Raw genomic sequence first — 14,658 nt, forward strand, 5'->3', positions numbered from 1 at the left:
CGGTTCAGTCCCGTAGCCCCAGTTCGATCGCGGCCTGGCGCACCTTGCCGCCCACGTAGTCGGCGAAGCGCTGTTCGTGTGATCCGAACGGGTTGTCGTTGATCAGATACGTCCAAGTGGCGGAGGGCCCCTCGATTCCGGCCGCTTCGAGATCCACACCGTCGGCGGTGATCTCGGCGTGGTCGAAGGTGTCCGCCGCACGGTCGTACACCGTGGCCAGGAAGGTGCCGAACTCCTCGACCGCGATGCGGTGGAATTCGTCGATCGGCGTCTCCCGGCCCAGGGCGCGCAGGTGGATGCCTTCGCGCACATCGGCCAGATGGGACAGGTGCTCACTCCAGCGCCGATCGAGATGATGCAGCACGATCAGCCGGGCGGCCTCGGCCGTGACCGCCGCGCCCGCCTCGGCCTCGGAACTCTCGTAGCGCTCCGGGCACCGTTCCCGGATCCGCTCGGCGGCAAGGTCGTTGCGCAACACCTCGCCGCGATGCCGCAGCACCTCGTCGCGCTGGATCGTGATCAGGTGGTGGTAGCGCCAGGTGTTGCGGTGCGTCGCGAGATGTTCCCCCTCCGCGACCCGCTGGGCGTGATCCATCGCGCGCTGCGCATCCCCATCGCGCACCTGCCCGTCCTCGTCGACCGTGCGGGGCTGCGGCGGCCGGACGTGATTCACCAGCACCTCGTCCTCGAGGCTGGTGAAGAACACCGAACTGCCCGGATCGCCCTGCCGCCCGGCCCGGCCGCGCAGCTGATCGTCCAGCCGCCCGGTGTGATAGCGGCCCGCGCCCACCACGCACAGCCCGCCGAGTTCGGCGACCCGCTCGTAGTCCTCCTCGCCGACCGCGCCCAGCCGGATGTCGGTCCCGCGACCGGCCATCTGGGTGGAAATCGTCACGCGGCCGAATTCGCCGGCGCGAGCGATGATCCCGGCCTCCTCGGCGTCGTTCTTGGCGTTGAGCACCACACCGCCGATCTCCGCGTCGACCAGGGTGCGGGCGATCCGCTCGGATTCGGCCACGCTCGCGGTGCCCAGCAGCACCGGGCGGCCCTGCTCGTGCACCGAACGCACGTATTCGACGATGGCGTCGAATTTGGCGTCCTCGGTGACGTAGAGACGATCGGGTTCGTCGGTGCGGATGCACGGCACATTGGTCGGGATCGCGCCGGTCTCCAGCTGGTAGAACTCCGCGAACTGATCGGCCACGGCGACGGCCGTACCGCTCATCCCGCAGACGGTGCGATACCGGCCGATGAGCGCCTGTACCAGAATCGAATCCAGAATCGTGCCGGTCGGGGTGGTGTCCAGCCCCTCCTTGACCTCCACCGCGGCGTGCAGCCCGTCCGGCCAGCGCTGCAACCGCGCCACCCGGCCGCGCGCGGCGTTGATCAACTCCACCTTGCCGTTGCGGACCAGGTAGTCCACGTCGCGGTGCAGCAGGGCGTGCGCGTGCAGGGCGAGCTGGATGCGGGTCAGCTGATCGGCCTGTTCGACGGTGTAGAGATCCACGTCGCCGAGCAGTTCCTGGACGCGGTCGATACCGGCGTCGGTGAGGAAGACGTTGCGGCGGTCGCCGTCGGCCTCGTAGTGCACCGATTCGACCAGTTCGCGCACCACGTGCGCGACGTCGATGTCGTCGTGGCCGTGATCGATCGAGCCGGCCAGCACCAGCGGCACCGTGGCCTCGTCGATCAGGACCGAGTCGGCCTCGTCCACGATCACCACGTCCGGGTCGGGCAGCACGATCTCGGCGGCGTCGGTGCACATCCGGTCGCGCAGGACGTCGAAGCCCACCTCGCTCACCGGCACGTAGGTCACGTCGCAGGCGTAGGCCTCCCGGCGCCGGTCCGGTTCGGTGTGCTGATCCACGAAGCCGACCGTCACGCCGAGCAGTGCGTACAGCTCACCCATCCACTCGGCGTCGCGGCGGGCCAGATAGTCGTTCACCGAGACCACGTGCACCTTGCGCCCGCGCAGCGCGAATCCGGCCGCGGCGAGCGCCCCGGCCAGGGTCTTTCCCTCGCCGGTGGCCATCTCGACGACATAGCCGCGCAGCAGCCCGACCACACCCAGCAGCTGGGTGTCGAACGGACGCTCGTCCAGCGCCCGGCGCGCGGCCTCGCGGCCCAGCGCGCAGATCCGCGCGAGCTCGTCGGCCTCGAACGGCCGATCCGGTTCGGCGCGCACCTTCCCGGCCGCGTCGATCAGGCCCTGCGGTGACAGCTCCCGGAACTCGTCCTCGAACTCGCCCGCCGCGTCGACCACCGGCCGATATCGCAGCAGATCCGCACTGCCCGGTCGTTCGATGATCCGCCGCACCCGATCACCGATCCCCCGCAGCCACCCAGTCCCGCGCTCGCCCGCCACCCGTACCTCCGTAGTCTCGGTCCCGCACGACCGACAGTACTCATGCCCGCACCCGACGTGCCGTGGACCGCGTGCGGGCCGGGCCGTCGTATGCCTGCCGCGCGGCAGGCGCTCGCTGTCCTACACGGTGCGAGACTTTTTCACCGATCGTGTTCTCTGGGGCGCGGCGCCCGGGCGCCACTCGCCAGGGCTACGGTGCGCAGGAAGACGACCGGTTCGGCGCCGTGGTTGTGGTAGCTGTACGGGCGGTCGCTGCGCAGGCGGCCGGATTCGCCGGGGGCCATGGTGACTTCGACGCCGTCGGCGAGCACGCTGAGGTGGCCGTGGGTGACGTGGAAGAGTTCGAACGAGCCGGGCGGGTCGGGCAGGCCGCGGTAGGCGTCGCCGGGGGACAGCGTCCAGGACCACAGGTCGGCGGTGCGCACGCCGGTCGTGGAGACCAGCAGATGCGCCGAACTGCCCGCGGGCGAGGTCCAGACCAGCGAATACTTCTCCGGCGGAACGCGTTCCACGGCACCCTCGGCCGGTCCGGCGTCACCGATCAGCTCGGTGAACTCGGTACCGAGACTGCGGGCGATCCGGGTGACGGCCACGAGACTGGGATTCGCCTGGCCGTGCTCGATCTGCGTGAGCAGCCGTCGGCTGACCCCGGACAGGTCGGCCAGGTGCTGCACGGTCAGACCGCGATCGATCCGGGTGGCCCGAATGCGCTCGCCCACCCGGAGCAGGAAGTCGCGGGCGAGTACGCCGTCACCGGTGGTGTCGTCCCCGCCCGCGACCTCGTCGGTGTCCTCGGCCATCGGCTCAGACGGCGAACAGCTGGTCGATATTGCGGAACGCCTTGAACTCCAACGCGTTTCCGGACGGATCGAGGAAGAACATGGTCCACTGCTCGCCCGGCTCACCCGCGAACCGCACGTAGGGCTCGATCACGAAGTCGGTGTCGACCGCGCGCAACCGCTCGGCCAGTTCCTGGAATTCCTCGACCGAGAGCACAAGGCCGAAGTGCGGGACCGGAACCTGGTGCCCATCAACGGGATTGGTACCGCGCACGGCCGAGTCGGGATCGCCGCCGACCTCATGGGTGACGACCTGGTGGCCGCGCACGTTCCAGTCGGTCCACTTCTCGTCGGAGCGGCCCCGGGGGAAGCCCAGGACGTTGCCGTAGAACTCGCGTGCGACCTCGATGTCGACGACCGGGATCGCGAGATGGAAAGGGGGAAGGGTGCCGGTTGCTTCGGTTGCCGTTGTCATGATGAGTACTTTAATTCTCTCTTAGTGCGCAGTCAAATGCTCATTGCGGTATTTTCGCTGCTCCGAGGCCGTACATGACCCGTCAACGCGACCGGCGACAGGATGGCCGCCAGCTCTGTCCGGCTCAGCAGCCCCGCATCCTCGGCCAGCTCCGCCACGGTGCGATCCGAGGACAGCGCCCGCGCCGCGAGTTCCGTCGCGGCCTCGTACCCGATATGCGGGTTCAGCGCCGTGATCAGACCGGCCGATCGTTCGACGTACGCCCGCATGCGTTCGACGTCGGCGGTGATGCCGGGGACACAGCGCTGGGCCAGAGTCGTTGCGGCACTGGACATATGGGCGGCCGATTCCAGGAGCTTGTGCGCGATCAACGGTTCGAAGGCGTTGAGCTGGAGTTGACCGGCCTCGGCGGACATGGTGATCGCGATGTCGTTGCCGATCACCTCGTACGCCACCTGCGAGACCACCTCGGGAATCACCGGATTGACCTTGCCCGGCATGATCGACGAACCCGCCTGCACGGCCGGCAGCCTGATCTCACCCAGACCCGCCCGCGGCCCGGAAGCCAACAGCCGCAGGTCGTTACACACCTTCGACAACTTCACCGCGGTGCGCTTGAGCGTGCCGGAGATCTGCACGAATGCCCCGACATCCTGGCCCGCCTCGAGCAGATCCGTGGCCGTGGTCAGCGGGAATCCGGTCAGATCGCGCAGCACCGAACACGCCTGCGCGGCGTAGTCGGGATGCGAGTTGAGGCCGGTGCCGATCGCGGTGCCGCCCAGGTTGATCTCGTCGATCAGGCGCGCGGCCTCGTCGAGCCGCTGGATGTCCTCCCCGATCATCACCGCGTAGGTCCCGAACTCCTGACCGAGGGTCATCGGAACCGCGTCCTGCAGTTGGGTTCTGCCCATCTTCAGGTGGTCGGCGAACTCGACGGCCTTGGCGGCGAACGCCGCCGCCAGGTGCGCGAGGGCGATGCGCAACTCGCCCAACACCGTTCGCACCGCGATCCGCACGGCCGTCGGATACACGTCGTTGGTGCTCTGCCCCAGGTTGACGTGCTCGATCGGATGGATGACGCCGTAGTCACCGCGAGGACGGCCGACGAGTTCCAGTGCGCGATTGGCGATCACCTCGTTGGCGTTCATATTCGTCGAGGTTCCGGCTCCGCCCTGGACGACGTCGACGACGAACTGCTCGTGCAGCGCGCCCTCGGCGATCTGCCCGCAGGCGGTGACGATGGCCTCGGCGATCTCGTCCGGCAGCAGTCCGAGTCGCTGATTCGCCTGCGCGGCAGCCGATTTCGTCAGCGCCATGGCCCGGATCAATGCAGGATGGTGCGAAATGGGCGTCCCGGTGATCGGGAAGTTCTCCACCGCGCGCAGCGTATGGATACCCCAGTAGGCGTCCTCGGGGATCTCGCGCTCGCCGATGAGATCGTGTTCGGTTCTGGTCGAACTCACGCGGTGACCACCGTATCCAGGACGAGCATATGGCCCGGGTAATGCGTCGCCGCGTACTCCAGTCCGGCTTCGGCGAGGGCGAGTTGCGGTGTGACACCGCAATTCCAGAACACCGGCGTCTGATTCGGCACGATTCCGGGGAATAACCCGAAGTCGGGCGAGGCGAGGTCGGTCAGGCCGATCTCGGCCGGATCGCCGATGTGCACCGGCGCTCCGTGTCCCGTGGGGAGCATCGCGGTCACGGCGATCGCGGTGTCGACGAGATCGTCCTCGACGGGCCGCATACTGACCGCCACGGCCCCGTCGAATCGCGTCGCGCCCCGGGTGGTCAGGCTGGTGATGTACACCGGCGGCGCGGTGACCGCGACGGGAATGCCCGCGCGGCGCAACGGTCCGTCGAGCGTGTGACTGCAGCCCAGGGCGAAGGCGACCGAATCCGCACGCCACCACGGGGTCAGATCGACCGGTTCCTCGACCAGGCGGCCCTGTTGCCACACCCGATAGCGCGGCACCATCGTTCGCACGTCGACGGTGCAGCCGTCGTAGGTCAGCTGCGGATCGCCCGGTGCGGACGCGGCCAGCAGCGGGCACACCGACGGATTCGCCCGGCAGTACTCGGCGAATTCCGTTGCGGCCGAGGCGGGTACGACGACCAGATTCGCCTGCTGATAGCCGTCCAGGATGCCCGCGGTCGGACTCGTCCAGGTGCGGTCGGCGATCGACCGGCGCAGCTGTTCCGGGGTCGCGGGGACGGCGGGAGCGGAATTCGTCACTGCGCCTTCGCCTTCGCCGAATCACGAACGGTCGCCAGCGCGATGAGCGCGAGCACCACCGCGACGATGAGCAGGAATCCCGGGGTGAGCAGACTGCCGGTGCGATCGATCAGGTACGTCGCCAGATACGGAGTCAGACCGCCGCCGACGATGGTGCCGATATTGAAGGACAGCGACAGACCGGTGTAGCGCACCCGGGTCGGGAACTGTTCGGCATAGGTCGGATAGGTGACCGACTGGACGATCGGCATCGGCAGCGCCAGCACGACCATCGCCCCGACGGCCAGTGCGAAACTGCCCTGATCCATCGCGATCATGGCCGGCAGCACCAGGATCGCGTAGCCGAGGAATCCGACGGCGATGACGCGCTTGCGGCCGACTCGATCGGACAACGCGCCGAACAGCGGCATCAGCAGTGCGACGAACAGGTTGATCGCGCCCATGATCCAGAACGTGTTCGACTTGGAATAGCCCAGATACGTGGTCAGGTAGATGTTCATGAAGACCAGGCCGACCCAGTAGCCCGTATTGGAGCCGATGGACAGGAAGATGACCCGCACCAGCGCACCGCCGTGCTGGGTGATGGCTTCGCGCAGAGGCGCTTTGGCGGGTTCACCGGACTCGACGAACGCGTGCGAGTCCTCGAGCTTGCGTCGCGCGATCAGGGTCACCGCGATCAGCGGCAGCGCGAGCACGAAGGGAATCCGCCAGCCGAAGTCCCGCAGTTGTTCCTCGGTGAGCAGCGTCGTGGTGAGCCCGGCCACCAATGCCGCCGCACCACCGCCGACCGCGACGCCGACCGGCGTGAAGGCGCCGAAGAAACCGCGACGTCCCGCGGGTGCGGACTCGGAAAGGTATGTGGCCGAACCGGTCACCTCTCCCCCGGCGAAGAAGCCCTGGGCCAGCCGGACGATCAGCAGTGCCAACGGCGCGAGAATCCCGATGCTCCCGGCGGTCGGCAACAGACCGACGATCGCCGTCGCCGATCCCATGCCCACGACCGTGGTGATCAGCACGGGTTTGCGCCCGATCCGATCGCCCAGGCGCCCCAGCATGATTCCGCCGAGCGGGCGCATCAGGAAGGCGCTGCCGAAGACCGCCAGCGTCGCCAACAGCGAGGCCGTCGGATTGTCACTGGGGAAGAATCGCGGGCCGATGATGACCGCGAGATATCCGTAGACACCGAATTCGTAGTATTCCACCGCCGTTCCAGCGGCGGCCGCGAGCGCAGCGCGCCTGGGGTGTAATCGATTCGGCGCCTGCGTAGCCGGAGGCGAGGCGGCGGTGACGGGAATGGTCATGGTAGTTTCTCCATGAGTAGTGGTGATGTCGAGAGGCAGCACCGTGGTCGAGTGTCCGGGCAGGATGTGTTCGCCACGTTGCCGATCGGCGTGAACGTCGGGGTTTCGCTGTGCGTGGTGCTCGTGGCCGGGCGGCGAGTGGTCTCCTTCTCTGAGCGATGTCCGTGGGCAGAACTGTCGGCGCTAGGCACCGGTGAGCGGGGAGAACGACACCCTCGAGCCGGGTGGCGCCTGGGCGAGCAGATCGAGATCGGATTCGGTGACCACCCCGATGACCGGATAACCGCCGGTCACCGGATGATCGGCGAGGAAGACGATCGGCTCCCCCGAGGGCGGCACCTGAATCGCCCCGAGCGGCATACCTTCACTGGGCATATCCACCGCGCCGATGGACAGTGCCGGTCCCGACAGCCGCACGCCGACGCGGTTGCTGTCCACACCCACCGACCAGACCGTCGAGGTGAGCGCCCGGGTATCAGCGACGCTGAACATGTAATGCCTTGGACCCCAATGGAATCCGAGGTCGATCACGCCGACCGGCAGGGCTCGGCCGATCAGTTCGAGCCTGGCATAGGGCGGTTCGGACACGGTCGCGCCGAGTTGGAGGTCGTCGCCCGCCTGCACGGGCGAAGGACCCAGCCCCGACAGGGAATCGGTACCGCAGGAGGCGAATACCTGCTCGGCGGCGACTCCCCCGGCGACCGCGACATAGACGCGAATGCCCCAGGTCGGCCTGGCCACCGACATGCGCTGTCCCGCACGCAGATACAGGCGCTGCGGTTCGGCGACGATTTCCCCGTCGACGCGGACCTCGGCCGCCGCACCCGTCACCGACACGTACCGGGAGGCCGTCGCGGTGATCGTCAATCCGCCCAGCAGATTCTCCAGCACGGCCGCACCCTCGGGATTGCCGACCAGTCGATTGGCCAGCGACGCCGCGCCCCGATCGGCCGGGCCGCACGCGCCGATGCCCAGGTGCGCGAGACCCGGGCGACCGGCATCCTGAATGGTCGTGTACATACCCACGTCGACGATGCGCAGGCGAGCGGTCGCCTCGGCGGTATTCGACGGGCCGGTGGGCGATTCCAGCAGTGCGGACATCACGCCACCGCCCGGAAGGTGACCCGATCACCGACGGCGAGCCGACTCGGGTTGTCCCACTCGATATTCCAGAGCAGTTCCTCGGTATGCCCGATGATGTGCCATCCGCCCGGCGTGCCACCGGGATAGACGACGGTCTGTGTTCCGGCGATGGCGACCGCGCCCGCGGCGACCCGAGGACGCGGCGAGGACCGGCGCGGCATCGACAGCTGACTCGCGGTGCCGTCGATGTACGCGAATCCCGGTGCGAAGCCGAAGAATCCGACCCGATGGGTCGCGCTGGTGTGCGCGTCCACGATCCGCTCGCGCTCCAGGCACAGGGCCTGCGCCACGTAGTCCAGGTCCTCCCCGTCGTACACGACCGGAACCACCACGCTCGCACCCTCGTCGCGGGTATCGGCGGTCGTCCCGTCGAATCCACTGAGCAGACCGTCGATCCGGTCGCGAAGCTGGTTCATCTGCCCGGCCGAATGCGCGATCACCAGAATCGATGCCGCCGCCGGAACGAGATCCTGTATCGCGCCGAACCATTCGCGGCCGCGGAACTCGAGTACCAGGGCCGCGATGTGCTCGGACGGGACGTCCACCAGCCACCCGCGATCGCCCGCCCGATGCACCGCCGGGGTGAACGCCGTCTGCGTGGTCATCGGGTACGTCCGATCGGTTCGAGCCGGAAACCGTTCTCCAGCAGCGCCGCACCGGTCGCGCGAGCCATCCCGGCCGCACCGGGGGTATCGCTGTGCACGCACAGCGCCAGGGCCGCGGCCTCCGGCGGCGCGACCTGTGCGCGTTCGCCGTCGACCGAGGTCACCTCTCGACCGGTCACCATCGACACCGCCCGTCGCGCGGCGGCCTCGACATCGGTCAACAGCGCGTCGGGATGCTGCCGAGAGACCAAGCGTCCCTGGGAGGTATAGCCACGATCGACGAAAACCTCTGCGATCGGGGTGATTCCGCGTTCGACGGCGCGATTCCACACCTCGGTGCCGTACTGGCACAGCAGCGGCAGTGCGGGATCGACGATTTCGACCGCTTCGACGATCGCCGCCGCCTGCTCGACGTTGTCCGCGGCCACGTTGTAGAGCGCGCCGTGCGCCTTGACGTAGGTCACCTCGGTCCCGGCGATCCGGGCGAACGCCTGCAACGCACCGATCTGATAGACGATGTCGTTGACCAGCGTCGGCCGGGCCACGTCGATGAAGCGGCGGCCGAAGCCGACCAGATCCCGATAGGACACCTGCGCGCCGATCGACACGCCCCGCTCGGCGGCCAGGGCGGTGGTGCGCCGCAGGATGTCCGGGTCGCCGGCGTGGAACCCGCACGCGATATTGGCCGCCGAGACCAGATCCATCAACTCGGCCTCGTCGCTGTTGCCCCAGACACCGAACCCCTCACCGATGTCGGTGTCCAGGTGCACCCGCGCGCTCACGCTCTGTTCTTCGCCGCATGACCGGGGGCCTGCGTGGTTAGGCTCCGCTGCCGCCTCCGGCCCTGATCCGCTCATGCGTGACTCCGCCAGTACAGCCGCATCTCGTCCGCGGAGTTCTCCCACGCGTGATGCAGGCCGGTCTGCCCGCCGTCGATGTGCGCGAGGATCTGCTCGGCCAGCGCATTCGCATCACCGTCGGCGAGGGCCTGGACCATCGCCTTGTGCTCGTCCTGCACGCGGTCGTAGGCGCAGGTGCCGTGCACGTAGAACCGGGAGTAGGGCTCGAGCCGGTGGTACATCTGCGAGATGAACTCGTAGCGCAGCGGCAGACCCGAGAGCCGGTACATGTCGAGATGGAAGGCCAGGTTGGTCCGCGACCAGGCGGCCGCGCCGATCTCCGAGACGCCGTCCATCTCCGTGGCCATCGCCTCGAACCGCGCGATGTCGCGCCGGGACACCCGTTCGGTGACGTGGCCCGCGAAGCTGGGCTCGATCAGGCGGCGCAGGTCGTAGATCTCATCGATCTCCTCGATGTCCAGCGCGGTCACGTAGGTGCCGCGGCCCGGCTCGGATCGCAGCAGCCCCTCACCCTCGAGCGTGCGGATCGCCTCCCGCAGCGGAATGCGCGAGACCCCGAACCGATCGGCCAATTCCTCTTGGACCAGGCGATGTCCGGGCGGATAGACACCTTCGACGATCGCGGTGCGCAGCTGACTGGCGACATCGTCCTTCGTGCCGGGCTTGTGTGACGCAGGTGACATATACTCTGTATACACTGAATACAGTTCCGGAGGGAAGAGGGGGCCGCCGGAGTTAACACGCTCGATTCCGGCGTAACACGGCACTAACAGCCGACGTCAGCTCGGGCTCTACCACCCCTGCACCGAATAATCACCCTCCCGGCCGCCACACAGCCCCTGGACGATCTCGCCCATTCAGGCCGGTCACGTGAAGGAACCAACCGTCACCGCAAAGGATCCAACGCCAATTAATGTAGGTTAGGCTTACCAAGATTCTGATTGGCGAGGAGTGAGCGTGGCCGGGGCAGAAGTTACGACGCCGCCGGATGCGTCACAGCGGGCCGCCACGCTCGCTTCACACGTCCATCGACGTCGCATCGTGGGATTGGCCGTGTTGATCGTCGTCCTGGTGCTCGTGGTTCTGGCCGGTATCGCTTTCGGCGCACGCACGATTCCGCCCGCGGATGCGTGGCATGCGGTGTTCGGCAGCGGTGGCGGTGCGGACGCGGAAATCGTTCGGTCCCTGCGGGTTCCACGCACCGTGCTGGGTCTGGTCGTAGGTGTCGCGCTCGGGCTGGCAGGCGCGCTGATCCAGGGGTACACGCGCAATCCGCTCGCCGATCCCGGACTGCTCGGCTTGAATTCGGGGGCCGCGTTCCTCGCCGTGCTGGCCATTCACGTCTTCGGATTGGCCACGCCGGGTGGCTACGTGTGGTTCGCGCTGGCCGGATCGGCGCTCGCGGGGGTGGTGGTTTTCGCCGTCGCGGCGCTGGGCACGCGTTCGGGGACCGCGAGTCCGCTGAGCCTGGCGCTGGCCGGGGCCGCGGTGACCTTCCTGCTCCAGGCGCTGACCAACGCGCTGGTCCTGACCGATACCGCGACCCTGGACACCTATCGGTTCTGGGTGGTCGGTTCGGCGGCCGGGCGCGGGTTCGACGTGCTGTGGGACGTCCTGCCGTTCCTCACCGCCGGCGTCGTCATCGCGCTGTTCGCGGGCCGGGGATTGAACGCGCTGAGCCTGGGCGAGGACGTGGCACGGGCGCTCGGGGTGAAGGTCGGGCTCGCCAAGGGTGCGGGCCTGCTCGCGGTCGTCCTGCTCTCGGGCGCGGCGACCGCGGCCTGTGGGCCGATCGCCTTCGTGGGACTGGTCGTTCCGCACATCGCCCGCGCGATCACCGGACCGGATCAACGCTGGCTGCTGCCGTATTCCGGGCTGCTCGGCGGGGTGTTGCTGGTCGCCGCCGACACCGTCGGGCGGCTGATCGCCCGGCCGGGTGAGGTCCAGGTGGGCATCACCCTCGCGATCTGCGGTGCGCCGGTGTTCATCGCACTGGTGCGACGACGGAAGTTGGTGACGTTGTGACCGAGCCCGCCGCCGATATCGCATCCGACGCGAAAGCTGTTCTCCCGCAACCTCTCGTACGCCCCGCCGTTCGAATCGGGCCGATCTCGGCGGTGCGCCGACCGGCCGTGCTGACCGCGGTGCTGACGCTGGCGGTCGTGCTCGTCGTGCTGGCGGTCCTGGACGTGTGGCTCGGCGGCGATCCGATTCCGTTGCCGCAGTTGCTGAATGCGTTGACCGGCGGTGGAACCGGCGCGCAGCGGTTCATCGTCTGGGAGTTGCGGATGCCGCGCACCGCGACCGCGCTGATCGTCGGCGCGGCGCTCGGCCTGGCGGGCGCGATCACCCAGTCGGTGCTGCGCAATCCGCTGGCCGCGCCGGACCTGCTCGGGATCACCGCGGGCGCGAGCCTGGCCGCCACCGCCGCGACGGTCGTCGGCGGCGCGTTCGCGGCGAGTGTGTACGGCGTCCCGCTCGCCGCACTGCTCGGCGGCCTGATCACCGCGGCCGCGATCTACCTGTTCGCCTGGCGTGGCGGTGAGGTGGCGGGATTCCGCCTGGTACTCATCGGAATCGGCGTCAACGCGATGTTGGTCGCCGGTGTCGGCTGGCTGCTGGTCTCGGCGCAGATCCAGGACGTCGGCAAGGCTCAGGTCTGGCTCAACGGATCGCTCGACGACACCAGCTGGACCCGATTCTGGCCGACCGCAGCGGCATTCGTGATCGCGCTGGCCATCACCCTCGGTGCGGCACGGTCGCTGGCGGCGCTGCGCTTCGGTCCCGACATCGCACGTTCGCTCGGCGTTCGGGTGCAGTGGAACCAGGGCCTGCTGCTGACGGCCGCGGCCGCACTGGCGGCACTGGCGACCTCGGCCTGCGGTCCGATCGCCTTCGTCGCGCTCGCGGCGCCGCAGATCGCGCGCCGGATCACCGGTTCGGCGGGCGAGCCGCTGTTCGGCTCGGCCCTGACCGGCGCCGTATTGGTCACCGGCAGCGACCTTCTCGCTCGCGCGATACTTCCCGAGGATCTGCCGGTCGGCGTCGTGACCGCCGGATTCGGCGGCTGCTACCTGTTGTATTCACTCGTCCGCAGCAATCGGAAGGCATCCCTGTGACGGCCCAGCTCTCCGCACGGGAGATCACCCTCGGCTACGGCGATCACATCGTCCTGGACAAGCTCAGTCTGGACGTGCCGCCGGGGCAGGTGACCACGATCATCGGCCCCAACGGCTGTGGAAAATCGACGCTGCTGCGCGCGCTGGGCCGTCTGCTGACCCCCTCGGCCGGACGAATCCTGTTGAACGACAAACCCATTGTGGAGCTTCGCCCACGCGATGTGGCGCGCACGATCGCGATGCTCCCGCAGACTCCGATCGCACCGGACGGCCTCACCGTCGCGGATCTGGTCGCCCGCGGTCGTCACCCGCACCAGTCCTGGCTGCGGCAGTGGTCCGCCGACGACCGGGCCGAGGTGGCCGCGGCCCTCACCCAGACCGGTATCGCCGAATTGGCCGACCGGCCAGTCGAACAACTCTCCGGCGGGCAGCGCCAGCGCGCCTGGATCTCGATGGCACTGGCGCAGGGCACCGACATCCTGCTGCTGGACGAGCCCACCACCTATCTCGACCTGGCCCACGCGGTCGAGGTACTGGACCTGGTCGACAACCTGTCCGCCGAACTGGGCCGCACCGTGGTGATGGTGCTGCACGATCTGAATCTCGCGGTGCGCTACAGCGATCGGCTGGTGGTGATGGCCGAGGGGCGGATCGCCGCCTCGGGAACACCGCAGGAGGTCATCGATGTCGACCTGCTGCGCAAGGTATTCCATCTCGACGCACAGGTGATCGAGGACCCGGTGTCGGGCCGCCCGCTGATCATCCCGGTCGGCCGCCGACGTGCCCTTGCCCCGACCAGTCCGGTCACGGCGAGTTGAGTCACCCGCGAGCCGGCTCACTCCGGTTCGGGGCGAGCCGAACCGCACGGCCGACCGAGTCACGCGCAGGCACGACGACTTGCCCCGCGCGACTCACGACCGGCCGGAGCAGGCCGACGGACGAGCGGCGCTCAGTCGCTCAGAGACCGACCTTCCCGGTCGCCCAGTACGGCTTTGTGCTGATCGATTTGCGCGACAATTCGGTGCGGTCCAACAGGATTCGGCGCTGACGCTGGATCGACTGGGCGTGGCCGAACAGCGAGGCCGCGTCGTATCGCACCGCGGTCGACGCGGTCCCTTCGAGCCAGTCGGCAACCGCGTCGCCAGGGATCGAGGCGGCCGGGAGTACGTCGATTCCGGGCAGCAGGCCCGCGAGGACATCTCGATCCTCCGCGGGCACCTCGACCGCACCCGACGCCGTGCCGTTCGAGTTCTGGACGGCGGCGAGGCCGTGGATCGTGCCGACGGCGGATCCGTCGCCGAGATAGAGGTGCTCCTCGCCCAGCCGCTTCGGCGCGGGCGTGTTCATACCCAGGACGATCATCTCGTCACCGGCGTTCCGGGCCGCGACCCAACGGCTTCCGGGACCGTCGACGCCGAGGTGGAACAGTACCGAGATCGTCGTGCCCGAATCGTCCACGGCCATCACCGAATAGTGCCGGAAGGTTTTGTCATCGATCCGGAACTGGACGTCCTGACCCGCCTTCCAGCCCGACTTCAGCGGCTCGACCCGCAGGTCGACGCGACGAAAATTCGGCGAGACCTGCTCGATCGCGGCGATGCTCGCGCGATGGCCGAACGATTTCTCGGTGAGAGTGGCCAGCAATCCGGGCATGGACGGCACGACATTCCTCCTGGTGACCGGGCGTCACTCCACGCCGCGACGTTTGGGTTAAGCTTAGCCTAACCAAAGATCGCAAACGGTTCCACGGCTCCGCTCATGCGTTCCCGAGGCGC

14 protein-coding genes are annotated in these 14,658 nt (G+C 68.4%); 3 read left to right on the plus strand and 11 right to left on the minus strand.

From position 1 onward, the window contains the following. Nucleotides 1-4 precede the first annotated feature (4 nt). From secA2 to K7711_RS02145, 10 genes are all read right to left on the minus strand, one after another. Entirely contained in the window at nt 5-2,365 is a 2,361-nt protein-coding gene (gene secA2, locus K7711_RS02100; RefSeq protein WP_222964344.1) for an accessory Sec system translocase SecA2, read from the minus strand. Nucleotides 2,366-2,505: 140 nt separating this feature from the next. After that, the gene (locus tag K7711_RS02105; protein WP_222964346.1) at nt 2,506-3,165 is read right to left on the minus strand and encodes a helix-turn-helix domain-containing protein; all 660 of its coding nucleotides are present in this window, start codon (nt 3,163-3,165) and stop codon (nt 2,506-2,508) included. A gap of 4 nt (nt 3,166-3,169) precedes the next feature. Then, on the minus strand, nt 3,170-3,619 hold the full coding sequence (locus K7711_RS02110; RefSeq protein WP_222964348.1) for a VOC family protein: 450 nt from the start codon (nt 3,617-3,619) through the stop codon (nt 3,170-3,172). A gap of 32 nt (nt 3,620-3,651) precedes the next feature. Then, nucleotides 3,652-5,082 carry an aspartate ammonia-lyase gene (locus K7711_RS02115; protein WP_222964350.1) on the minus strand — a complete coding sequence of 477 codons (1,431 nt, stop codon included), beginning with the start codon at nt 5,080-5,082 and terminating at the stop codon, nt 3,652-3,654. Then, the gene (locus tag K7711_RS02120) at nt 5,079-5,855 is read right to left on the minus strand and encodes a D-glutamate cyclase family protein (RefSeq protein ID WP_222964352.1); all 777 of its coding nucleotides are present in this window, start codon (nt 5,853-5,855) and stop codon (nt 5,079-5,081) included. Before K7711_RS02120 ends, K7711_RS02115 begins: the two co-directional genes overlap by 4 nt. Continuing rightward, nucleotides 5,852-7,156 carry an MFS transporter gene (locus K7711_RS02125; RefSeq protein WP_222964354.1) on the minus strand — a complete coding sequence of 435 codons (1,305 nt, stop codon included), beginning with the start codon at nt 7,154-7,156 and terminating at the stop codon, nt 5,852-5,854. Before K7711_RS02125 ends, K7711_RS02120 begins: the two co-directional genes overlap by 4 nt. 183 nt (nt 7,157-7,339) lie before the next feature. Then, the gene (locus tag K7711_RS02130) at nt 7,340-8,257 is read right to left on the minus strand and encodes a 5-oxoprolinase subunit C family protein (protein WP_222964356.1); all 918 of its coding nucleotides are present in this window, start codon (nt 8,255-8,257) and stop codon (nt 7,340-7,342) included. Beyond that, nucleotides 8,257-8,904, minus strand: a complete 648-nt coding sequence (locus K7711_RS02135; RefSeq protein WP_222964358.1) for a 5-oxoprolinase subunit B family protein — start codon at nt 8,902-8,904, stop codon at nt 8,257-8,259. Before K7711_RS02135 ends, K7711_RS02130 begins: the two co-directional genes overlap by 1 nt. Then, nucleotides 8,901-9,686 (minus strand): LamB/YcsF family protein, encoded by a 786-nt coding sequence (locus K7711_RS02140; RefSeq protein ID WP_308014408.1) that lies wholly within the window; start codon nt 9,684-9,686, stop codon nt 8,901-8,903. Before K7711_RS02140 ends, K7711_RS02135 begins: the two co-directional genes overlap by 4 nt. A gap of 71 nt (nt 9,687-9,757) precedes the next feature. Then, entirely contained in the window at nt 9,758-10,447 is a 690-nt protein-coding gene (locus K7711_RS02145; protein ID WP_222964362.1) for a GntR family transcriptional regulator, read from the minus strand. Between the two features lie 274 nt (nt 10,448-10,721). Between K7711_RS02145 and K7711_RS02150 the strand changes: the two genes are divergently transcribed. From K7711_RS02150 to K7711_RS02160, 3 genes are read left to right on the plus strand one after another with little or no spacing between them, the layout of a single operon-like run. Further along, nucleotides 10,722-11,789, plus strand: coding sequence for a FecCD family ABC transporter permease (locus K7711_RS02150; protein ID WP_308014409.1), 1,068 nt, complete (start codon nt 10,722-10,724; stop codon nt 11,787-11,789). A gap of 17 nt (nt 11,790-11,806) precedes the next feature. After that, a complete protein-coding gene (locus tag K7711_RS02155) occupies nt 11,807-12,883 on the plus strand; it encodes a FecCD family ABC transporter permease (protein ID WP_222966559.1) in 1,077 nt (358 codons plus the stop codon). Continuing rightward, entirely contained in the window at nt 12,880-13,701 is an 822-nt protein-coding gene (locus tag K7711_RS02160; protein WP_308014411.1) for an ABC transporter ATP-binding protein, read from the plus strand. Before K7711_RS02155 ends, K7711_RS02160 begins: the two co-directional genes overlap by 4 nt. A gap of 139 nt (nt 13,702-13,840) precedes the next feature. On the opposite strand, the gene K7711_RS02165 is transcribed toward K7711_RS02160, so the two are convergent. Then, entirely contained in the window at nt 13,841-14,545 is a 705-nt protein-coding gene (locus tag K7711_RS02165; RefSeq protein WP_222964366.1) for a siderophore-interacting protein, read from the minus strand. Between the last annotated feature and the right edge of the window lie 113 nt (nt 14,546-14,658).

This window comes from Nocardia coffeae, assembly GCF_019890715.1.
GTDB lineage: Bacteria > Actinomycetota > Actinomycetes > Mycobacteriales > Mycobacteriaceae > Nocardia > Nocardia jiangxiensis.